This is a genomic window from Streptomyces sp. NPDC050164, from assembly GCF_044459945.1.
Taxonomy (GTDB): Bacteria; Actinomycetota; Actinomycetes; order Streptomycetales; family Streptomycetaceae; genus Streptomyces; species Streptomyces coeruleorubidus_A.
In genome coordinates this window covers 1-20,932 of the sequence record NZ_JBITJK010000049.1, presented here as the reverse complement: position 1 = coordinate 20,932, position 20,932 = coordinate 1, and the positions used below count along the sequence as shown (strand labels likewise).

General features: G+C 66.6%; 12 protein-coding genes. 5 read left to right on the top strand and 7 right to left on the bottom strand.

Translation table 11 applies throughout. The annotated features are described in order from the left end of the window. Positions 1-4 precede the first annotated feature (4 nt). From ACIBNA_RS39545 to ACIBNA_RS39535, 3 genes are all read right to left on the bottom strand, one after another. A complete protein-coding gene (locus tag ACIBNA_RS39545) occupies positions 5-3,463 on the bottom strand; it encodes a condensation domain-containing protein (protein ID WP_399170107.1) in 3,459 nt (1,152 codons plus the stop codon). Further along, complete coding sequence (locus ACIBNA_RS39540; protein ID WP_399170106.1) at positions 3,456-6,425, bottom strand: amino acid adenylation domain-containing protein; 2,970 nt, start codon at positions 6,423-6,425, stop codon at positions 3,456-3,458. Before ACIBNA_RS39540 ends, ACIBNA_RS39545 begins: the two co-directional genes overlap by 8 nt. A 64-nt stretch (positions 6,426-6,489) precedes the next feature. Next, positions 6,490-6,705: an MbtH family protein gene (locus tag ACIBNA_RS39535; RefSeq protein WP_399170105.1), complete on the bottom strand. Its 216-nt coding sequence runs from the start codon at positions 6,703-6,705 to the stop codon at positions 6,490-6,492. Positions 6,706-6,959: 254 nt separating this feature from the next. Here ACIBNA_RS39535 and ACIBNA_RS39530 point away from each other — a divergent pair, with 254 nt between their 5' ends. The 3 genes from ACIBNA_RS39530 to ACIBNA_RS39520 are packed head-to-tail and all read left to right on the top strand — an operon-like array spanning position 6,960 to position 9,708. Continuing rightward, positions 6,960-8,183 (top strand): cytochrome P450, encoded by a 1,224-nt coding sequence (locus ACIBNA_RS39530; protein WP_399170143.1) that lies wholly within the window; start codon positions 6,960-6,962, stop codon positions 8,181-8,183. Further along, positions 8,180-9,475, top strand: a complete 1,296-nt coding sequence (locus tag ACIBNA_RS39525) for an MFS transporter (protein WP_399170104.1) — start codon at positions 8,180-8,182, stop codon at positions 9,473-9,475. The genes ACIBNA_RS39530 and ACIBNA_RS39525 overlap by 4 nt, the downstream gene beginning before the upstream one ends. Further along, positions 9,475-9,708 carry a ferredoxin gene (locus ACIBNA_RS39520; protein ID WP_399170103.1) on the top strand — a complete coding sequence of 78 codons (234 nt, stop codon included), beginning with the start codon at positions 9,475-9,477 and terminating at the stop codon, positions 9,706-9,708. The genes ACIBNA_RS39525 and ACIBNA_RS39520 overlap by 1 nt, the downstream gene beginning before the upstream one ends. Before the next feature lie 1,039 nt (positions 9,709-10,747). Here the strand turns inward: ACIBNA_RS39520 and ACIBNA_RS39515 are convergent. Continuing rightward, positions 10,748-11,698: a ParB N-terminal domain-containing protein gene (locus tag ACIBNA_RS39515; RefSeq protein WP_399170101.1), complete on the bottom strand. Its 951-nt coding sequence runs from the start codon at positions 11,696-11,698 to the stop codon at positions 10,748-10,750. Positions 11,699-12,975: 1,277 nt separating this feature from the next. Between ACIBNA_RS39515 and ACIBNA_RS39510 the strand changes: the two genes are divergently transcribed. Further along, a complete protein-coding gene (locus tag ACIBNA_RS39510; RefSeq protein ID WP_399170099.1) occupies positions 12,976-15,810 on the top strand; it encodes a glycoside hydrolase family 38 C-terminal domain-containing protein in 2,835 nt (944 codons plus the stop codon). 75 nt (positions 15,811-15,885) lie between these two features. Beyond that, positions 15,886-16,902 carry a nucleoside hydrolase gene (locus ACIBNA_RS39505; protein ID WP_399170098.1) on the top strand — a complete coding sequence of 339 codons (1,017 nt, stop codon included), beginning with the start codon at positions 15,886-15,888 and terminating at the stop codon, positions 16,900-16,902. A 14-nt stretch (positions 16,903-16,916) separates the two neighbouring features. Here the strand turns inward: ACIBNA_RS39505 and ACIBNA_RS39500 are convergent, their stop codons facing one another. The 3 genes from ACIBNA_RS39500 to ACIBNA_RS39490 form a co-directional block, all read right to left on the bottom strand. Beyond that, positions 16,917-18,476, bottom strand: a complete 1,560-nt coding sequence (locus ACIBNA_RS39500; RefSeq protein WP_399170097.1) for an AMP-binding protein — start codon at positions 18,474-18,476, stop codon at positions 16,917-16,919. A 58-nt stretch (positions 18,477-18,534) separates the two neighbouring features. Beyond that, a complete protein-coding gene (locus ACIBNA_RS39495; protein ID WP_399170096.1) occupies positions 18,535-18,789 on the bottom strand; it encodes a phosphopantetheine-binding protein in 255 nt (84 codons plus the stop codon). A 559-nt stretch (positions 18,790-19,348) separates the two neighbouring features. Beyond that, positions 19,349-20,641 (bottom strand): type III PLP-dependent enzyme, encoded by a 1,293-nt coding sequence (locus ACIBNA_RS39490; RefSeq protein ID WP_399170095.1) that lies wholly within the window; start codon positions 20,639-20,641, stop codon positions 19,349-19,351. Positions 20,642-20,932 lie beyond the last annotated feature (291 nt).

Sequence of the window (20,932 nt, the reverse complement as noted above, 5' to 3'; positions counted from 1 at the left end):
GGTGTCACTCCGGCAGATCACGGAGCCGGACCCCCGGCGCCTCGGTGCCTGCGTCGAGAACTGCGACGAGCTGCGCGATGCGGGAGCCGATCGTCGCTGCGTCCCAGAGATCCACCGCGTACTCGAGATCCAGGGTGAGCCCGTGGGGATGTCCTGTCACGAAGAGCGTCAACTCGTAACGGCTCACGCCGGCTGTGACGGACACCGGCCTCACCGCACAACCGGGGAGGGACAGTGCCAACTGGTTCGGGCTGACCCACTGCACGGTCGTCTGGAACAACGGCATGCGGGTGAAACTGCGCGGCGCGCGGACGGCCTGGACAATCTCACTGAACGGCAGCTGCTGGTGCTCGTATGCGCCGAGCATCACCTCGCGCACCCGTGATACCAGTTCCCCGAAGGTGAGATCGGGTTCATACGTCATGCGCAGCGGTACGAAGTTGGCGAAGCACCCCATCACATCCTGCAACCCGCTGAACGGACGGTTGTCCACCAGCGTTCCGACCACGAGGTCCCGCTGGCCGCTCCACCGCTGGAGTACGACCGCCAGCCCCGCGGTCACCGTCATGAAGGGTGTGGCACGGCGGTCCCGGGCCAGACGGGCGAGTCGCTGACCAATCGCTTGGGGAACCACCGCCGTACAGGAGCGGACGGCAGGACTCGTTCGTCCCGCTCTGGCCTCGGTCGGCAGGGACAGCTCGCTCAGGCCGGCGAGGTTCTCCACCCAGTACGCCTTGGCCTCGGGGCCTTGGCCGGCCAGCCAGTCACGCTCCCGCGACACGTAATCGGCGTAGTGCACACCCGGTTTCGGCAGGTTCGGCGCCCGGCCTTGGATTGCCGCGGCGTACCCCTCGTTCACAGCACGGTGGAAGACGCCCATCGACACCCCGTCGGTGACGAGGTGGTGCATGGTATAGGCCAGGATGTGGTCTTCTTCGGCCAGCCGAACGAGCAATGTTCTCAGCAGAGGCGACCTGCCGATGTCGAACCGTTCCCTGGAAGCTTCGCGGACAATGCGCAGTGCTTCGGCGAGGCGGTCCTCCACGGGGAGCTGGTCGAGCAGGACAAGAGGCAGGTCCACGCGCGCGCCATCCGCGAAGCACTGCTCGGGTGTCCCGTCCTTCACTTGGAACCACGTCCGCAGACTCGGCTGGCTCTCGACAGTCAGCTGGAAAGCGTCTCGCAGCGCCGCCACATCGAGCGGTCCGCGGATCCGGTGCGCGAAAGCGCTGTTGAAATCGTCTGCTGCGCCGAGCGTCAGCTGCTCATTGATCCAGATCTGGAGTTGGGCCATGGAGACCGGAGACCGCTCGACCGGCGTGCCGACGCCCGGTGCGGCGGCGGAACCGGGCACGGGGCCGGTGGCCAGATGCGGATGCCGGCGGACGAGTTCAGTGGCCAGTTCATGGATCGTCGGACAGGTGAAAACATCACGAACGCCCACCGCGACACCGAGCTGTCGGCCGACCTCCTGCGCGAGTTGCGATGCCAGCATGGAATGCCCGCCCAGGGCGAAGAAGTCGTCGTCCGGGGCGATCCGTTCAGCGGGCAGGTGAAGCGACCACGCGTCGTGAAGCACGCTCTCCAGTGCGGTGCGAGCGGTTGTCTGAACGGTTCCAGCGGTGCCCGGTGAGAGTGCTGCGCCGGAGGGGGAATGGGGCGAGGCGGGAGACGCGTCTGCCGACATGACGACGGCAGGTATCCAGGAACGCGGCAGCCGGGCTGCGAGGTACTCCCGCAGTCGGCGTGCACCATCGACCTGGGCCGCCCTCTCCGGCAGTACGTATGCCACCGGACCCTTCTCAACGCCTTCCTTCAGGACGATCGTGGCATCGCGGACCGCCGGGTGGCCGCGCAGGACGGTCTCCAGGTATTCGAGCTGGACATCGAGATGACCCAGCTTGGCACGCCGCGCCAGAAGGCCCAGCGTCTCGACGTCTCCGTCCGTTGTCCGCCGCGCCGAAGCACCGGTCCCTGAAGGCACGGCGACTCCGTCGGTTCCTCGTGTGAGCTCGTGGAGTTCTCCGACACACCCCACGGGAAGTACGTTGCCATCCAGGTCGAACACCGACCGCGGGGCTGCCTTTGCCGCACCTTCCTCGGAGGGATCCAGCATGGGCAGCGAGAGGATGGGCGCGTCGAGGTTGTGCGCGGCCGCTTCGATGATCCGCGTGTAATGCCGTACGACCTGCTCCACAATCGGGGGCTCGAACAGTGCGGTGTCGTACTCCACGCACATCGTCCAGGCGTCCTCGTCGAAGACATGCTCGACCAACAGATCGAAGCGCGCGCGGCTACGGGGGATTTCGACCAGGGACGCGTGGAGGTCCGCGAACGTCGTCCGGGAGTAGTCGCGATCCCAGATCGTACAGATCAGCTGCACCAACTGAGGGTGGCTCGGATCCCGCGCGGGCTTGAGGGCTTCCACGACTTTCTCGAACGGAATCTCCGCATGGTCGAGGGCGTCGAACACCGCGTCACACGCATGGTCGACGAGCTCGCGGACGACGGTGCGGCCGGTCGGGTTCAGCCGCAGCGGCACGATGTTGGCGAAGGCCCCCACGGTGTCGGCGAATCGGGCCGGCCGTGGGTCGGTGCCGGTGCCGATGACGAGGTCGGTGCGGCCGGTGTAGCGGTAGACCAACGCGGCGAAAGCGGCGGTGAGCGCGGCGAGGCGACTGTTGCCGGCTGCGGACGACAGCCGGGTGAGTGCTTCCTGGGTACCGCGGCCGACCTCGAAAGCGTCCCGACGGCCCTGGTGGAGTTTGACCGCCGGCCGTGGTCGATCCGTCACAAGCTCGAGGGCGGTGGGCGCGCCGGCGAGCGTGTCCACCACCTCGCCGAGTTCAGCGTCCCAGGCCCCTTGACCCGCCGCGTCATGCTGGGTGCGTGCGAAGTCCAGATAGCCCGCCGGCGCTGGCCGGTCCGACACGGTGGCGGTTTCGCGCAACTCCGCGTAAAGACCGATGAGTTCGTGGATCAGCAGCCGCAGGGACGAGCCGTCGCAGGCGATGTGGTGCACACCGAGAAGCAGCAGATGATCGTCCACGCCCAGCCGGAACACCGAACAGCGCAGCAACGGGCCGTGCTCCAGGTCGTACGGAGCTTCGACGTGCCGCTGCGTGAGCGACAGCAACTCGTCCATCCGCACCTCACCGGGCGGTTGCGAAAGATCCACGACGGTCTCGCTCAGCTTTATGGCCCGCGGTGCCCAGATCACCTGTACGGGTTCACCGCCCTCCAGCGGAAACGTGGTCCGAAGGGCCTCATGCCGCTGGACCAGAATCCCAACCACGTGTTCGAGGAGGTTCAGTCGCAGCGGTCCACGCAATCGGAGCGCGCACGATTCGTTGTAGAGCCCGGATGCCCGTGCGCTCTGATCCGCCAGCCAGATCTGGCGCTGCTGGAAGGAGAGCGGGCCGGCCGCGACCCGCTGGGCCGCGGCGGCCGTTCGGTCACGCATCGGCGAACTCGGCATCAATCGCCGCCGCGATGCCTCTGGTCGTCGGGTCCTCGAAGAACTCCTGCGGCGTCAGCAGGACGCCGAACTCCGTGTGTACCCGCGACAGCACACGCAACACCTGGAGACTGTTGCCGCCGAGCGCGAAGAGGTCGTCGTCCACACTGACGGACTCCGCACCGAGAATCTCCCGAACGATCTCGCCCACCGCCAGCTGGAACCGCGTCAGTTCACGGGGCGGCGCGGACAACTGCACCGGGGGGCGCTCCGCCATCGCGGACAGGGCCAGGACGTCGACCTTCCCACTGGTGGTGGTGGGGATGGCATCGACGAGGAAGATCTCGCCCGGCACCATGTACGGCGGCACCCAAGCTGCCGCGGCCGCCTTGACGTCGTCGGCCGTGGCTCCGTTGGCCGCCACCACGTAACCCACCAGGCCGGTGTCTCCACTGTCGTTCCTGGACGCGACCGCGGTGGCCTTCACGACGTCGGGATGCCGCGACAGCGCCTGCTCGACCTCGCCGAGCTCGACCCGCATGCCGCGGATCTTCACTTGACGGTCGACACGCCCCGCGTACAGGAGGTCGCCGTTCGGGAGCCGGCGTACGAGGTCCCCCGTGCGATAGAGGCGCCCGCCTGGTGTATTCCCCTCGGGATCCGGGAGGAACATGCTCGCTGTCAGGCCCGGCCGGGCCAGATAGCCGCGCGCCACTCCCGGGCCCCCCACGTACAGCTCGCCCACGACTCCGATCGGAACGGGACGCATTCGCTCGTCGAGCACATGCGCATGATGATTGGCGAGCGGCCTGCCGATCGGTGGCGCGGAGCGCGACGTCCCGGTGCACACCTTGGCGACGACCTCCACGGTTGCCTCCGCAGGGCCGTAGCCGTTGACGAAGAGCCGTCCGGGCGCCCAGCGGTTGGTGAGTTCTGCCGTGAACGGCTCGCCGCCGATCGACATCACTCGAAGGTCGGGCAGGTCTTCGGGCCGCAGGGCCTCCAGGAGGCTGGGTGTGGTCATCAGCGCGGTGACGCGATGGTCGCGCAGCATCGTGTGCAGCGCGAGTGGGGTCAACTTGGTCGCGTCGCCGGCGACGTGCACGCTGGCGCCGGTGAGCAGTGCCCCAAAGATCTCGAAGACGGATACGTCGAACCAGAGTGCGGCGCACTGAGCGATCCGGTCCTGCTCCGACAGCGCGAAGAACTCCTGGATCATGTCCACGAAGTGGGTCACGGACCCGTGATCGACCAACACACCCTTGGGCCTGCCGGTACTGCCCGATGTGTAGATGACGTAGGCGAGGTGGCCCGGCACGAGAGGCACCGCCGGAGCGGGGGAGCCGGGTGTCTCGGCGGGCAGCTCGTCGAGCAGGAGGACTCGGGGCGCCGGGTCGGGAAGCCGAGGAGCGAGCCCGGTGCTGGTCAGCACGACGTCGACAGTCGCGTCGTCGAACAGCGCGCTCATCCTGTCGACGGGCGTGGCGGGATCGACCGGTACGTACGCGCCTCCTGCCTTGACCGTGGCCAGAAGCGCGACGACCGCCTCGACACCGCGGTCCAGCAGGACCGCACACCGCCTTTCAGGACGTACGCCCCGTTCCACGAGGAGCGCCGCGAGGGCGTCGGTACGTCGGTCGAGTTCCGCGTAGGTCAGCGCACCGCCCTGGTCGTCGGAAACCGCCGGGCGGCCGGGGTGGCGCTCCACCTGTGCCCTGAACCGCTCGGGAATCGTCGACGGCGTGAAGGGGCGGACGGGGCCACGACTGGTGCGGGCGATGAGCTCCGACTCCGGTGGAGTGACAAGACTCAGATCCCCGATCCGTGTCCGGGGAGCGGTGAGCGACTGCCGCAGCAGTTGCTCGAACCGGTCGAGCAGACGTGCGGCGCCGGGGCGGTCCAGAAGTCCGGCCCGATGGACCAGCGCCAGGCAGCCGGTGCTCTCGTGAGAAGGAGCCGAATCGTCGGCGAGCTCTACGGTGAGGGCGAGATCGGTGCCGAAGTCGTGATGAGGCGGTATCAGCGACTGCAGGTACACGCCTGGAGCCAGTTCGTGGGCGTGCGGGGCCCTGGCGACCGTGACGATGGCGCGGAGCGGTGCCCCCACGGAATCACCGGCATCGTCACCCGGTGACGGCAACGGACGATCGACGGGCAGCGCGTGGGCCGACTCTGCTTCGACAGCGCTGCGGCACCGCTCGGCGAGGGCCGTGACCGTCATACGGGGGTCCACAGTGAGACGGACCGGCACAACGCCGCCGCGCTCCCCGTCCCGCCCGGTAGTTGGAGTCTCCTGCAGTACGCCGAACGCCAGGTCACGCTGGCCGCTGTGTCGATGCAGCCAGGAAGCGAACGCCGCCTGCACGAGGTGCGATGCCGCGACACCCGCCAGAGCCGCGCGCCTGGCCAGCAGAGGGGCAAGATCCGGGGCGAGGCTGCGTGCCACCACCCCATTGCCGACGCATTCCGGGGGTCCGCCGGGCCGGTCGACCGGAAGATCCAGTCGTTCGGCGCCGCGCAGCCCATCGAGCCAACGGGTCGTCCGGTCGTCGAGGCTCGAAGCAACAGCGGGCGGAAGCACAGGACGTTCCGCCGCCGTGTATGAGCCCTGTTTGCGGTAGCGCTGTGAGAGCTCGCCCACCAAAGCGTCGGGCGACGACGTGCTGTGCGCGTCGGCCCCGGCCGTCGCGATGAGCACGATGTGGTGCTCGGGAGCCAGCCGGTGGACGGCAGTGCGTGCTCGGCCGAGCGCGTCGGCGGCGAACTCGGCCGTGATGCGCTGACAGGCGTCGCTGATCGCGTTCTCCTGCTCGGCGGGGTTCAGCCGTGACAGGTCTTGGACGCGCGGTGGTTCAAAAGGCCCGACTACGCGAGACCGGACCGTTTCGTGTACCACGGTGCACAGGGCCTCCAGGTCCAAAGGACCGGTCAGGCTGATTGCCCACGAGAAGACGGGCGTCAGCAGCATTCCAGGTCCACCGGTCGTCTGAGTGCTTCGCATCATCGTCCCGTCCGCCAGGTCAAGTCGTCGATCAGTGGTCAGGGTTTTCTTCCATCCAGCGCCGGAGACTGAGCGGTCGCATGTCGGTCCATACGGCATCGATATAGGCCAGACACTCTTCGCGGGTGCCGGTCTTTCCCGCTGCTCGCCAACCTGCGGGCAGCGGGCGGTCGTTCCACCAGATCGAGTACTGCTCTTCGTGGTTGCACACCACGAGATAGCTCTCGGTGGAGGTTGTATCGAACATGAACCTACTCCCGAAAAGGTGGGTGAGGAGATTGCTGAGGACATCGTTGCCGCGTCACATCATTCGGTCAACGCGAACTATGTGGAACGTGGTTGATGCTTCCGGCCTGCTGTGCAGACAATCCTGGGCGCACCCTCGTACCACCGTGGAGAATTCAGGTGGATGCGGTGCGGAACACCGGACCTGAAAGGGATGACAGAGACAGAGATAAGCAGCAGGATCCCTCATCGCCATGACTGATTGGAGTGTCTGCGATGGAAGTCAAAGATATCGATCTTATGGATACCACCCTCTTCACCAGCCCTCGGGCGCTCGAGGGCTTCGCGCTACTGCGGCGTGAGGCGCCCGTGCATTGGTATGCGGCACCGGACGGCGGCATCGGATTCTGGGTGGTCTCCCGCTACGACGATGTCGTGTGGATGCTGCGGCATCCGGAGATCTTCAGTTCCGAGTACGGGAACATCCTGCCCACGCGTGCACGTCGCGACCCGACTGCGGGCCTGATGACGTTCACCACGGACCCGCCCGTCCACACGAAGCTCCGCTCGCCGTTCAGTGCCTGCCTGACACCGAGGATGGTCGAGAACGTCCGTCCCATGGTGAGCACCATCGTCAGGGGCATCATCGACGAAGTGGCCACCGGGGACCCCTTCGACTTCATGGCGGAGGTGGCGGAACGCCTTCCCCTCGCTGTCTCGTGCGGTCTGATGGGCGTGCCGGAGCAGGACTGGGGCCACGTGCTCGATCTGGCCCACGCCTCGCACGGTATGAAGGAACTGAATCTGGTGGCTCCGACGGCGAGCAGGAAGGGTTCCTCGACGGCCAACCTCACACTCCTCGCCTATCTCACCGAACTGGTCGCCCGGCGCCGTAAGCAACCGGAGGACGACCTCGTGAGCAAGGTGGCGCAGAGCGAGGTCGGCGACCGGCGGTTGACCGACGAGGAGATCGCGGTCAACTGTTTCGCCCTGACTCTCGGCGGTTTCCAGGCCGACCGCAACGCCATGGGTGGCGGTGTGCTCGCGTTGATGGACCATCCCGGCGAGTTCGAGCATCTCGTGCGCGAACCGCAGATCATGCCGACGGCGGTGGACGAGATCCTTCGATGGACCACGCCCACGCTGAACCTCGCTCGGGTCGCGCTGATCGATACGGAGATCGCCGGAGTTCCGATCACCCAGGGCGATCGAGTCAGCGCTTGGCTGTATTCGGCCAACCGCGACGAGACGGTCTTCGAAGAGCCGCATCGGCTCATCCTGACTCGGCACCCCAACCGGCACCTCAGTTTCGGCAACGGTGCCCACTACTGCGCGGGGACCCATGTCGCGCGACTCGAGATGAGCGTGTTGCTGGACACGATCCTCGACCGGGGGCTGCGCTTCGAGAAGGCGGGGGAACCGACGCACATGGCGTCCCATTTCCAGCAGGGTCTGAAGAACCTGCCCGTGCGGCTGGTGAAGCGACAGACACCCCGATGACGACGGATCAGACACAGAACAGCCCTCCGCCGCCGGCACCTGAGACGCTCCGTACCCAGCACGACTTTCTGCGGCTATGGCTGGGACAGTCCATCTCCACCTTGGGCAGCAGCGTTTCGAGTGTGGCGTTGCCCTTGGTAGCGGTGGTCACTCTCAATGCCACCGCGATGCAGGTCGGCCTGCTGAACTTCGCGCAGAGCCTGCCGGTGCTGCCGCTGTCGCTGTTCATCGGAGTACTCGTCGACCGGGTGAGCCGACGTCGCTTGCTCGTCCTCTCCGACATCGGGCGCGGTGTTGTGGTCGGACTCATCCCCCTGCTCGCGCTCGTCGACGCCCTCAGCATGGAGGCCATGTACGCCTGCGTGTTCACGCTGGGAGTCCTCACGATGGTGTTCGACGTCGCGTACATGTCCTATCTGCCGCACCTGGTACCGGGGTCACTGCTTGTCACCGCCAACAGCCGAATGGAACTCACCCGCAATGTGATCGGCCTGGCCGGCAAGGGTGTCGCCGGCGTGGCCGTGACGGTGATGAGGATCCCGTTCGTGGTCGCGGCGGACGCCATCTCCTACCTGTGCTCCGCGGTGAGCGTGGCGCTCATCCGCCGCCCCGAAGCACCGCGCGCGCCCTCGCCGAAGCCGGGCCCGCGGCAGATCCGCCTGGAGATGCGCGAGGGCCTGTCCGCGCTGTTCGCCAATCGCTACCTGCGCGCCCAGACGGTGAACGCAGCGGTCTCCAACTTCCTCACGCAGATCGTCCTGACGCTCTTCGTCCTGTACGCCACGCGGGATCTGCACCTGAGCGGTGGCTGGATCGGAGTGATCTTCGGCGCGGGGAGCGTCGGCGGCGTGGTCGGCAGCCTGCTCGTACCGCGTCTGGTCGACCGGTTCGGATTCGGAGCCGCGTTCTTCGGCTTCATGGTGGCCCTGCGGGCGGCCTTGCTGTGCGTGGCATTCGTCCGCGGTCCGGAACTGTTCGTGGTGGCCGGTCTCACCGTGCTCTGGTTCATCGCGTTGCTCGGCCTCGTCGGGGCCAACATCTGCTTCGGCACCCTGCGACAGGTGGCTGTGCCCGACACATTGCGTGGGCGGACGAACGCGGCGCTGAACATGTTGATCATCGGAGTCACCCCGTTGGCCGCGCTCCTTGCCGGCTTCCTGGGAAGCCGCATCGGCGTTCACGCCACCCTCCTGACCGCGACGTTGTTGATGCCGGTACCGCTCATCCTGGTGGCCTTCTCACCGGTCCGCCGTATGCGCGACGTTTCGGAAGCCGCGCCCAGGAGCTCCTGATGTGCTCAGCCGGTCCCGGCCGGGCAGAGAGGTGGATCATGCGAGTCCAGGTATTTCGCGATCGCTGTTGCGGCTCGGGGAACTGCGCCGCGACCGCACCAGAGGTCTTCGGACAAGACTCGAACGAAGGGCGTGTGGTCCTGCGCAGTGAGGAGGTGTCCCGCCTGCAGGCCGAGTCCGTGCGGCGGGCTGTGGACGAGTGCCCGACAGCCGCCATTGAACTCGCGCAGTAGCTCAATGCCGCACGCGCGGACGACCGTGAGCCGTCCGCACCCCTCGTTGACCTGACGGGAGGGCCCAGGTGATGGATTCCGTGGAGGAGAGATGCGGGCTGATCGCCCTGAAGGGCCGGCTGGTTGCCTCGCGACTGTCGCCTGCCATGGGCTGATCGCCCTCCAGCATCGGGGCCAGGAGTCCGCCGGCATCGTCGTCGGCGGCTCCGGGGCCCTGGCTCGCCGCTGTGGACCGGGCCTCGTGCCTCAGGTGCTCGACGGCCTTCGGCTGGTGCTTCCTCCAGGCAACGTGGCGCTGGGACATGTCCGGTACTCCACGGCCGGCGATGCGACCGCGGACACCATTCAGCCCCTGGCCGGACGGACCGGAGGCGGCGCGGAGTTCGCCCTGGCCCACAACGGCCACCTGCTGCGTATCGCCGATGGTGCCCGCAGGAGCAGCGGGCCCCGAGAGGGCCCCGGCGACACCGCCATGCTGGTTGCCGCGCTGGCCGGCCATCCGGGCGGGGCCGGGAGAGGCACTGCGCTCGGTGCTGCCTCGCGTGGAAGGGGCGTACGTTCCTGAGTCCCCGCACCGCCGACCGCCGCACCGCGGTGCGGCTGAAGTTCGGGGTTCTCCCCGCACTGGTCTCCGGGAAGCGGGGTGGCACTCGTCGACGACTCGTTGGTCCGCGCCAACTCCGCCCACGAGGTGGTGGACCTGATCCGCGGTGCGGGAGCCGCCGAAGTCCACCTGCGGATCGCATCCCACCCGTACGCTGGCCCTGCTTCTTCGGCGCGGACATGCCGCCGACCACGCGCCTGGTGGCCCATCGGCGACCTGTGCGGGAAGTCGCCGATCTGGTGGGTGCGGACAGCCTTGGCTACCTGTCGATCGATGCGATGCTCGAAGCATGCGGCGGAGGCGGCCACTGCGTCGGCTGCTTCACCGGGACCTACCCTCTGCGTGTCCCTCCGCCCGAGGGCACTCCCGCGTCGCTGACGCGCTGATCGGGTGTGCAACTGAGGAGAATCCTCAGTTGCACACCCGATCAGCGCGTCAGCCGGAAGCCCGTTCACCAACCGCCACATCGGGTGCGGTGGGGCGCGGTGCCTCAACGGCTTCCGCGAGGCTGACCCACTCCTGTGCACAGATGCGAGCCAATACCGAGATGGCCGGCAACCAGTGCTCCGGGATGGCCTCAATGGTCCCCGGCCCCAGTGCAAGAGCCGGCCTCTGATGCAACAGCCGCAGCAAGCGACGTCCCTCGGCCCGGTATCTGAGAGAGGGATCCTGCCGGAGGTTCTCCAGGATCGCGTTCGCATTGACCTCGGAGAGGAGCGGAGCCGAGCGTCGGCCGGCTGGTGACGGCACCCTGCGCACCATCGTTGTGCGGGGATGTATGTCGGCGTCCGCCGGACCGGCGCCGGCAGACTCCCTCTCGACCATGGCATCGCGCACCCTTCGCACGGTGCCGGGCGAAACGCACGCTTCCTGGGCGATCTTGCGCAACGAAGAGTCGGGCCTGGCGGCGAGGAGTTCCTGGGCGATACGGCGTCCGGCGGCGTTGTCCACGGGGCGCGAGCGCCCATCCCTGCCGATCCTCCGTGCGGCCGGTTCGGCATCGCCCTTCTCCCGGTCGCGCAGCGAGCCGACCGTCTTGCCCGAGATCCCGCAGGCACGTCCGATGGCGCGATCGGACCATTCCGGACGCATCCGCATGATCCGCAGGGCCGCGGCCTTGCGGTCGGACAGAGACAACGGAAGACCGTGAGTGACATTCGCGGCGACGCCCTGCAGATAGGCGTGCTCGTCATCCACGTCCAGAAACTGCACCTGAATTTCGCAGTTTCCCCGCATCTCGGCCGCCCGAAGCCTGTGCATGCCGTCGATGACCCGCATGGTGCCCTTTTGTACGAGGATCGGTGGCCATTCCACGTCACAATCGGCCAGGCCTCGCACGTGATCTTTGTCCACTCCCGTGGCCCGGATGTCTTCATTGATGATCAAGCTCTTGATGTGAACCGAAGTGGGGGGTAATGGGTTTGTATCCCTGGAGGGCCGTGGGGGGCCGTTCATTAACGCTGCACCTCCGTGCTGGGTAGAGCGGTCACGTCCCGACGAAAATCCTGACCCGGGCATGTCCTGCACCCGATGCCGGGCCCATGGCAATCGCACATCGGGCGGTGTCTCAATGGCAACAGCTCGCAAGTGCCCGAAACTTTCGGAAACCACCACATCCTTTCAAGAGGGGGATCCTGGGCTACTGATCGACTGGAGTGCGCCGCTGTTGACCCTCGGCCATGGAACAGAGCGTGATCGCATGCGTTGCCTGGGTCCACAATGACTCAGCCGGGGATCCGTGAATGAGAAGGCCCGTCTGCTCCTTGGGGCCTCAAACGGCACAGGGAGGAGAATCATCGATGGGCTGCGGTGGGGTTAGCAGGCCTGCCCGAGAAGGAATGCCGAGAGCGCTGCACCGCTCCGCCGGTCGTTGCATGACGGACCGTGGAGCAGGTGAGCCGTGCGGCTTCTGCCATCACCCGCTGATGGGCTGAATCCAAGACGAGCCTGTCCGATTGCAATCATTCCGGATGTACGAGACCGTACGTCTCGGCCCGCCTGCTGAGACATCCGAGTGGTGCGATCTGACGCCGAACCAAGTCCACCCGGGGCTGCGCCGGCTCGGGCCGCAGTCGGCATCCCTCCGCGAACGACCCCTTTCCTCGCATGTCCCGGAAACCCGTGACGTCCGTTCAGCGATCGCAGCAGCAGGTATGGGGCCTTGCCGATGCTACTGAACAGGTCGTGCGGCACAGCGCCCGACTGGCGATCGGGATCGGTCGGCTCGTCACGACGCCACGACACCTGCGCCGGACCGGCACACGTCCGGTCCCCGTTCCTGCCGCACTGAATGCCTTCTTGCCAAACAGAAACGTGACATGCGAAGGGGCCACATGCCGACGGACGGCTACCCGGGAAGCGCACCGCTCAACGAGCGGCTCCACCAATTGCGCGACATGCTCAACCGGACCAAATACGGCTTCCCGCCGCAGCGCTGGAGAGTCACGCTCGGACCCGGACAGGGCAGAACGGTGGTGCAGACAACGGCCGGTCACTTCATCGGTCCAGACCTGCCTCCGGGCGAGACGGTCCGGATGGAGTCACGGCTCCTCGTCCCGGAGAAGGTCGGCCGGATCTCCTTGGCCGGTGAGCCGATGCAGTGTCACGTCTTCAGCCGCTTTCCGTTCCGGCTGACATGCGATGGGCGAGAGACGGTAAGGTGCGTGGACGCGCCGATCATCCGCGGGAAGGTCTTCGCCACCGTCGTGCCGGAGTTGACGCCCGGCTCGGAGCACGACCTGACGCTCACCATCGATGTGCCGGACGACCTGGTGGCCTACGGCTTCCGGCTTTCCTTCTCCACCCCTGGGCTGCGGGAGCGATGGCACGAGGGCGATGGGGAATGGGCCCGTCTCCTGCTCGCATCGGAGTGCCGTCCCCAGTCCCGCGATGCGCTCCTCAGCATGCTCGACCAGCGTATTGAGGACGCCTTCCGGGCCACAGCGGACACACTGCCGGACCTCATCACGGCTCTGCTGCCGCCGGACGAGCGCACGGAGGGGGCAGCGAGGCTGCCGACCGTGCACCTCATCGGACACGCCCACCTGGACGTCGAATGGTTGTGGAACTGGGAGCAGGCCAAGCGTGCCGCCAAAGCGGTGTGCGCCCGCGCCGCGGAACTCCTGGCTGCCAACCCCGAGCTGCGGTTCAGCTTGAGCCAGTCAGCCGTCTACGACATGCTCCGCCAGGAGGAACCGGCACTTCTGGCGTTGATCCGGGACCTGGTCGACGCAGGTAGGTGGGAACCGGTCACCACGACGTGGGTCGAGCTCGACATGAATGTGCCGAACACGGAGTCCATCGTCCGTCAGCTCACTGCGGGACAGCGGTTCAGTGAGCGGGTGCTCGGAACCCGGCCCCGCGTATGTGTGTCCGCCGACACCTTCGGACATCCGGTCGGCCTGCCCGCGTTGCTGACCGGAGCCGGATGCACGGCGTACTTCCACACCCGGTGTCATCCGCTGCCGGAGCACGGAGGACCCGCGTACCGCTGGACCGGGCCGGACGGATCCGAAGTCATCGGCGTGGTGACGGACGCCTACGATGGCGAACTGCTCGCCAGCCGGATCGCCGAAGCGGCAGTGCAGGCTCGGCGTTCCGGGCTGGAAACGGGTCTGCTCTTCTTCGACATCGACGGACACTCCGGAGAGGAAGTGCAGGAAGCGCTGAGGCGGCTAGCCGGATGGACGGTTGACCAAGGGCTTCCACCGGTCCGCTACTCCACCTTGCAAGAATTCGTCGGCACCCTCGCTCACCAGGAATTGCCCTCGTTCTCAGGACGGCCGCCCACCATCTTCGAGGCGACCTACACCACTCAGGTCGTCGCCAAGCAGGTCATCCACCAGGCGGAAACGGCACTGCAGGAAGTGGAGGCGCTGACGTGCATGGCAGGTGTTGACCGACGCGACGCCCTGGCCGAAGCGTGGCGGTGCCTGCAGTTCTGGCAGAACCACGACACCGCCGCGGGGACCGCGGTGCGTAGCGTCTATGAACGGCTGGCCGCGGATTTTGAGGCCTGGCAACGAGCCGTAGGGGAGATCAGGGACGGTGTTACCCGGCAGCTGACCGGGAGCACGGACGCAGACGTGACGGTGGTCAACCCGGCCCCTTGGGCCCGGCACGAGTGGGTGGTCATCGACGATGCGCAGACGGGCGGGGGCAGGGGGGCTGACGTGGTGGCCTCCCCGGCGGGTCGGCGCCACCCCGTACAGCGGAGCGAGGACGGGATCGGCTTCCTGGCACAGCTCGCCCCATGGAGCGTCACGGAATACCGTCTTGAAGACGGTGGGATGACCGAGGTCGAAGCCCAGCCGATGCCCCTGGAGTGGAGCGAGCAAGGATCGACAGAGGTATTCGTAGGAGAGGAGAACCGCAAGGAGTATTTCGCCGTACGCAATCAGTACTTCTCGCTGCTGATGCGCGGAGACAGCGGATCGCTGGTGTCCTTGGTCATGCGGGACGGCAACCGGGAGCTGGTGTCCTACGGGACGAAGCGCAGGACCACATTCTCGAACACGGCGCGCCCCGAACTCGGACTCAACGTGCTCCAGATCATTCGGGAGCGGCCCCACGCCATGTCTGCCTGGCACCTTCACGAGGTCTTCTCGGAGGAGAGCCTGATCCACACCGGCCGGACGTCCTGGCTGGAACAAGGGCCGTTGCGAGTCGTCCTGCGCACTGAACACACCGTGGGCGCCACGACGATCGTGCAGGACATGACGGTCTACCGTGATCTTCCGCGCATTGACGTCAGGCTGGCCGTCGACTGGCAGGAGCCCTCCGGCAATGACCACGGTGTCGCTTCCCTGAAGGTCGCCTGTGCCCCCGACCTGCCGAGAGCGACGGTACACGCGGCCGCCGCTGCCGGTGTCGTCGACCATCCCGCGAACGGCCAGGAGTTCCCGATGCAGCGCTGGGTGGATGTTTCCGACGGATCCCACGGCATCGCGATCATCGCCGGTGACCGACACGGTTACGACGCGCTCGGGCCCCGCGTCCGGGTGTCGCTGGTACGCGGTTCCTACGACCCGGTCCGCGACGCCGACGTGGGCAGACACGTCTTTGGCTACTCGCTCCTCCCGCACGCCGGCACCTGGCGTGAGGCCGAACTCCCCCTGCTGGCCGAGCAACTGGCACGTCGCCCCGTGGTCCGGAGGCCGAGCGTGGCAGCGGAACATGACACCGTGCCGGGAACACACCGCCGGCTTCCCACACTCGACACGACCGGCCCAGGGCTGCTCACCGCGGTCAAGTGGGCCGACTCGGGCGACGGCCTGATCTGCCGCATTGTGGACTGGTCGGGTTCCGGGGGCCCGACCAGCCTCGCCGGGGTTCCCGAGGGCGCTGAGTGCTGGCGCGTCATGCTGACCGAGGAGCCGGTGGAGCGACTGCAGGTCGACGGAGGAAGGCTGCAACTGGAGCTCGGCCCGTGGGCCGTGGAGACGGTTCTGCTGCGCTCACCGACGTTCGCGCCGGACTCCCGGCCCGGGAGAGCCTGACGGCGAGACCCTTGAAATCAACTGCTGGATCTTCTCATCCGGATGATGCGGATCTTGGCTCGAAAAGGGGTTCTGATGAGACGGACGCCGATCTTGCTGGACAGCGACCCTGGTCTCGACGATGCAGTTGCACTGCATTATCTGCTCACGCGCCAGGAATGTGAACTCAAGGCCTACACTGCTGTCGGTGGAAATCTTCCGGTGGAATGCACCTTTCGCAATGCACGCGCGCTGGCGTCGGCCTTCGGGATTGATGACGACGTACCGGTATTCCAAGGTGCCGGACGGCCGATCAGTCGCGTGAAAGTTCGGTCCTCCTTCCATGGTCCGACTGGGCTGGGTCAGATGGTTCTTTCGGACTCGAAGGCGCCGACGCCGTCAGAAGACGCGGTGTCGGCAATGCTCCGACTCAGTCGCCAGTTCGAAGGTGAATTGACCGTTGCGGCTACAGGGCCGCTGACAAACATAGCTGCGGCGCTTGTTCTCGATCCAGCTTTCGCCGGCCGAATTCGTCACCTCGTATTCATGGGTGGAGCCGCAATGGTTCCAGGAAACATGACGAGTGTGGCGGAATTCAATATATGGGCAGACCCGGATGCTGCCGATATCGTTTTGTCCAGCGGGATAACTTATACGATGGTGGGGCTGGACGCGACGCATCAGGCCATTTTCACCTCGGCGGATCTCGCCCACTTGGAGAAGGGTCCGGGCGCGATGACCGGGCTTTCGGCGCAGTTGATGCGTGATTACTTGAGAGCGTACTCCCGGTTCACTGGGTCTGATCACTGTTTTCTGCATGATCCCCTCACGGTGGGCGTCGCTGTCGATGAGCGTTTTGTATCGACCGAGCCGGGTGTGGTGGCTGTATCCTGTGACCTGGGGCTGACCCGCGGTCAGACCGTCTTCCTGTCAGAGGTGGCAGCGCAGGGGGACGACCTCCCGGAGGTGCTGCGAGCGCGCCTCGACTGCTCCGGCTCGGTGGCGATGAGCCAGGGACAGCTGGACTTCACAACCGACTTCGTCCAGCGGCTCCGCGCACCCCTTCCGTCGCCCTTGCGCGCACTCGCGGAGGACTGTGCCGACTTCGGGTAGGTCAGCGGCACGTGCTAGCGGTAGTCGTCCTCATCACGGACAAGTACGGTCAGGCGATTCCGGTCGATCTTTCCATTTGCGGTGAGCGGGAAATCTCGGAAGACACGGCACACCGGCGGGACCTTGGCGGGACCAACCAGTGACCGGAGTCCGCGTTGCACCGTCTCTTGCCGTGCCTCGCCCAAGACGCACAGCACCGCTTCGCCCGTCGATCCGGGCGGCAGGACCACTGCCGAGATCACGCCTGGAAGGGTCTGCGCTGCCGCTTCGATTTCGACGGTTGAGGTACGGACGCCACGCTGTTTGAAGATGTGATCCCGCCGACCCTCGAAGTACAAGTGGCCGGAGGCGTCCATGTGCCCGAAATCGCCGGTGTACAGCATAGGCTGACCGGTTTCCGGATCATTCCCGAAAACCTGCGCCGTCAGCTGGGGAGCCTCCCAATAGCCTGACATGAGGTGAGGGCCGCTCACGGTGATCTCCCCACTCTGACCGGGTGGCAGCGGACTGCCGTCCGGGCCGGAAATGCGCACCGTCGTGCCGTCCAGTGGCTTGCCCACACTGCCTGGATGTTCCACATCCGCATCGCGTTCGGCAATCGTGACGCGCTTGCACTCTGTTGTCCCGTACATCATGTGCAGCCCGGCGCCTGGGAAAGACGCTCGCAGTTCATCGGCCAACTGCTGGGAGAGATGTTCACCTGTGTTGGTGAACAGGCGGACAGGGGGCCGGGGCCCGGGCCGACGAGCGAGGCGGACCAGCATGGTGGCAAGCGAGGGCACCACCGGTACCACCGTGGCGCCGGCTGTGTGCAATGCGCTGAGCAAGCGCGCGTCGGCAGCCGGGGACGCCTCGGCCAGCACCAGTTCAGCGCATGCCTGAGCGGCGAGAAATACCTGGTAGAGCCCGTAGTCGAAGGACAGCGGCAGTCGGCAGTACACGACGTCGTCAGGCCGGTAGCGCAACCGGCGGGCGATGGCGTCGGTTGCGAAGAGGATCGGCCGGTGTGGGCAGATGACGGCTTTCGGAACGGCGGTACTGCCAGACGTCAGCAGAAGAAGTGCTGTGTCCGTGGGCCGTGGAAACCCTTGCACGGGCGGGGTGACTTCGACGGCGGAGCCCTCGGGGCCGGGAGGCGTGGTTGCTGCGGGGCGTGCGCTCGTCGCCGCCATTCGTTCGGCGAAGGCGACGGCGGCGACGATTTCTTGTGCGTCGCACAAGGTGAGGCTCGGACGGATATCGGCCAGGACGGCGTTGAGTTGGTATTCCGGCATGTAGGGGCTTACCGGAGCGAATGCCGCCCCCAGCCTCGAGCAGCCGTAGAGCAGAGCCACGACATGCCGCTGCGGAAACGCTCCTACTACGACCCGGTGTCCTGGCCTCACCCCTTGCGCTCTCAGCCAGTTTGCAGCCGCCTGCGATGCCGCGGCGAGTTCCGCGTAGGTCCAGACGCCGGCCGTGTCACGCAGTGCCGCGGCCTCTCCATGGCTTTCCGCCGCCTGGTCCAGCAGATGATGCAGCAGTCGGACCGTCGTGCCTCGCACGTCGGTGATGGGGACATCTTGAGTAGCCACAGGGTGGAAACCTCATCTCGCTTGGCCGAGCGAAGGAATGCGGGCCGCTCCGTGAGGGTCAGGCACGCAGGTCATTGACCAGCGACCACAACTCCCTCACGCTGCCGGATGTCAACAGGGTTGCCAGGTGCTCGTCTGGGATGGTGACGTCGAAGGTCTCTTCCAGATCCATCAGGAGTGCGACCGTACCCATGGAATCCAAGCCCAGTTGGTTGAGCACGCTGTCGGGCCGGATTTCCGTGCCGGGCTCCAACTCCGTGAGGTTGTTGCGGAGGATCTTTTCGAACTGCTCCGGCCAACCGGTGTGCGACATGCGTTTCCGCCTTTCTGACGGTCCTCGGCATGGCTGTCGTGCTTGTCTGCCGTCGGGGGACGACGTGTTGGGCGGTTGCCTCGACTTCCGTGTGTCTAAGACGATTCGCACCACACCGTTCAGCAGGGACAATGCCCAGCGGCGTCATGGGAGCCAGCAGTTCCCTTGCCAGATGAAGTCCGATGCCCTCGGTGCGGTGCATGCCCAACCTGTCCAACGGGGGCAGATCACTATGTTGATCTACTTCCGGCCCGTAGACCAGGTCGTTCCCGATGTCTCCAGTTCCTCGGGGGCCTGCATGGTGAAGAGGGAAACCGCACGTACTGGCCCGACATTGCTGTAAGAAGTTGGCATTCCCGCCGGGTTCAGCCGGGACCGAGGCAGTGCAGAGAGTCGCCTCGGCTGACAGAGCATCGCCCATGCCTGGGGGCCGGATAAGCGGCCATAAGCGGCAGCCCCGCCTCCACGGCAGCAGTCGCCTCCGCGGCCGGGCCAAGGGCAGTTGAGGAGTCGACGTGTGTGTCGGATGGGCGAGGGAGGAAGTAGAGAGGCCAGGGTGTCACCCCTCGGCCCCGGCGCCAAGAGGCCCGTCGGGGCGGTGCACGGTGAGGGGCTTGCGTCGTAGTTCGAGCCGGGAGGCGTTCACGACGCGGCCGCTGTCCAGGGCAACCTCTGCAGCCGTCGGGCGGCCGAGAAAAGCGATCAGACTGGCGGTCAGCCCGTATGCACCGACGTTGGGCACGGTAACCACGTCGCCCGCGGCAAGAGACGTCACGTCAGTATCGCGTGCCCAGAGATCGGCTGGGGTGCACAACGGTCCTGCCAGTGCCCCTCGGCCCTGGCTCCCCTCCGGGCGGGAGGCGCGGTCGTCGCCGGAACACAGAGGCAACGGCACGGCTGTTATCGGCATGAGCCGGCCGAGGCCGGCCAGCCCGCCCAGGTGGTGGATACCGGAGTCCAGGATCACGAAGGTGCGCTCACCGCTGCTCTTCACGTCGGCGACCGTGCACACCAGTTGACCGCTGGTACCCACGAGATAGCGGCCCGACTCGAAAGCGACTTCGGGCCGGCCCGCCCGCCAGCCGGGCATCCACTCATCGAGAACAGGCTCGAGCGCCGTTCGCACCGCCTGGTACTCCGGCAGTTCCCCTGGTTTGGCGTACGGTGCGGCGAATCCGCCCCCCAGATCGACGACCTCCAACGGGATACCGGCCTCGTCTCGCAACCGTGCGGCCAGCCTGACGCCGGCCAGCAGTTCAGCAATCAGGTCGTCGCTGCTGCGCGCGTTGCTCAGCGGAAAGAAGTGGACGCCTGCGATCCGGGCTCCCGGCAGCGGCGCCCACCGCTCCGGTGCCTCCAGGACTGCCGCGGACTCGACCCCGAACTGAGAGGCGCGGCCGGTCATGCGCAGGCTGCTCGCGCCATGGGTATGGCCACTGTTCAGCCGGACCAGGCAGTCGGCCAGGACACCGCACCTCCGAGCGGTGCGGGCCACTCGGAGGTAGTCCTCTCGCGATTCCACGGAGAATCTCCGGACTCCCGCCGTCAGTGCCCTGGCCACCTCGTCCACGGTCTTGCCGGGGCCTGTGTAGAGGCAGTCCACTCCCCGGAACCCGGCTTCCAAGGCGGCGGTGAGCTCGCCCGTCGAGCTGATCTCTGCCCGGCAGCCGGCCCTGTGGAGCCGAGCGGCGAGCACCGGATGGGGATTGGCCTTCAGTGAGTAGTACAACGTGCTCGGCGCGGGTAGGGAGGATCGCAGCGCGGCCTGGGCAGCGTCGATATCGGTCAGTTCGTAGACGTAGACGGGACTGCCGTAATCCGCGACGACGCCGCGCAGAGTGGTGACATCCATGTGATGTTCCGTCCTCGAAATCCGCAGCAGATCGGGACAAGGTCACGCCTGCCAGCCGACGGCTGCACCGTCACCGGTCGGTGCAGCAGGGCTTGGGCGCCGTCATGGGGCGCGAGTGGAAGACCGTGCCTGCCGACGCATCATCGCTGATCTCGCCTGCTCTTGGCCAACCCCACGCGCGCGCATCCCGAACTGGCAGTGAGCGTTTTCAGAGTGGCCACCGGTCGGGTGACGGGGTGGCCTCCCGCAACGCACGAGGCTCCGGTGCCGTTGAGAGAGGTGTTCGACGTC

What these genes read in the sequence shown, in the direction of transcription:
- ACIBNA_RS39545 (WP_399170107.1), bottom strand. Translation starts at nt 3,463, where the DNA reads ATGCGTGACCGAACGGCCGCCGCGGCCCAGCGGGTCGCGGCCGGCCCG.
- ACIBNA_RS39540 (WP_399170106.1), bottom strand. Translation starts at nt 6,425, where the DNA reads ATGCTGCTGACGCCCGTCTTCTCGTGGGCAATCAGCCTGACCGGTCCT.
- ACIBNA_RS39535 (WP_399170105.1), bottom strand. Translation starts at nt 6,705, where the DNA reads ATGTTCGATACAACCTCCACCGAGAGCTATCTCGTGGTGTGCAACCAC.
- ACIBNA_RS39530 (WP_399170143.1), top strand. Translation starts at nt 6,960, where the DNA reads ATGGAAGTCAAAGATATCGATCTTATGGATACCACCCTCTTCACCAGC.
- ACIBNA_RS39525 (WP_399170104.1), top strand. Translation starts at nt 8,180, where the DNA reads ATGACGACGGATCAGACACAGAACAGCCCTCCGCCGCCGGCACCTGAG.
- ACIBNA_RS39520 (WP_399170103.1), top strand. Translation starts at nt 9,475, where the DNA reads ATGTGCTCAGCCGGTCCCGGCCGGGCAGAGAGGTGGATCATGCGAGTC.
- ACIBNA_RS39505 (WP_399170098.1), top strand. Translation starts at nt 15,886, where the DNA reads ATGAGACGGACGCCGATCTTGCTGGACAGCGACCCTGGTCTCGACGAT.
- ACIBNA_RS39495 (WP_399170096.1), bottom strand. Translation starts at nt 18,789, where the DNA reads ATGTCGCACACCGGTTGGCCGGAGCAGTTCGAAAAGATCCTCCGCAAC.
- ACIBNA_RS39490 (WP_399170095.1), bottom strand. Translation starts at nt 20,641, where the DNA reads ATGGATGTCACCACTCTGCGCGGCGTCGTCGCGGATTACGGCAGTCCC.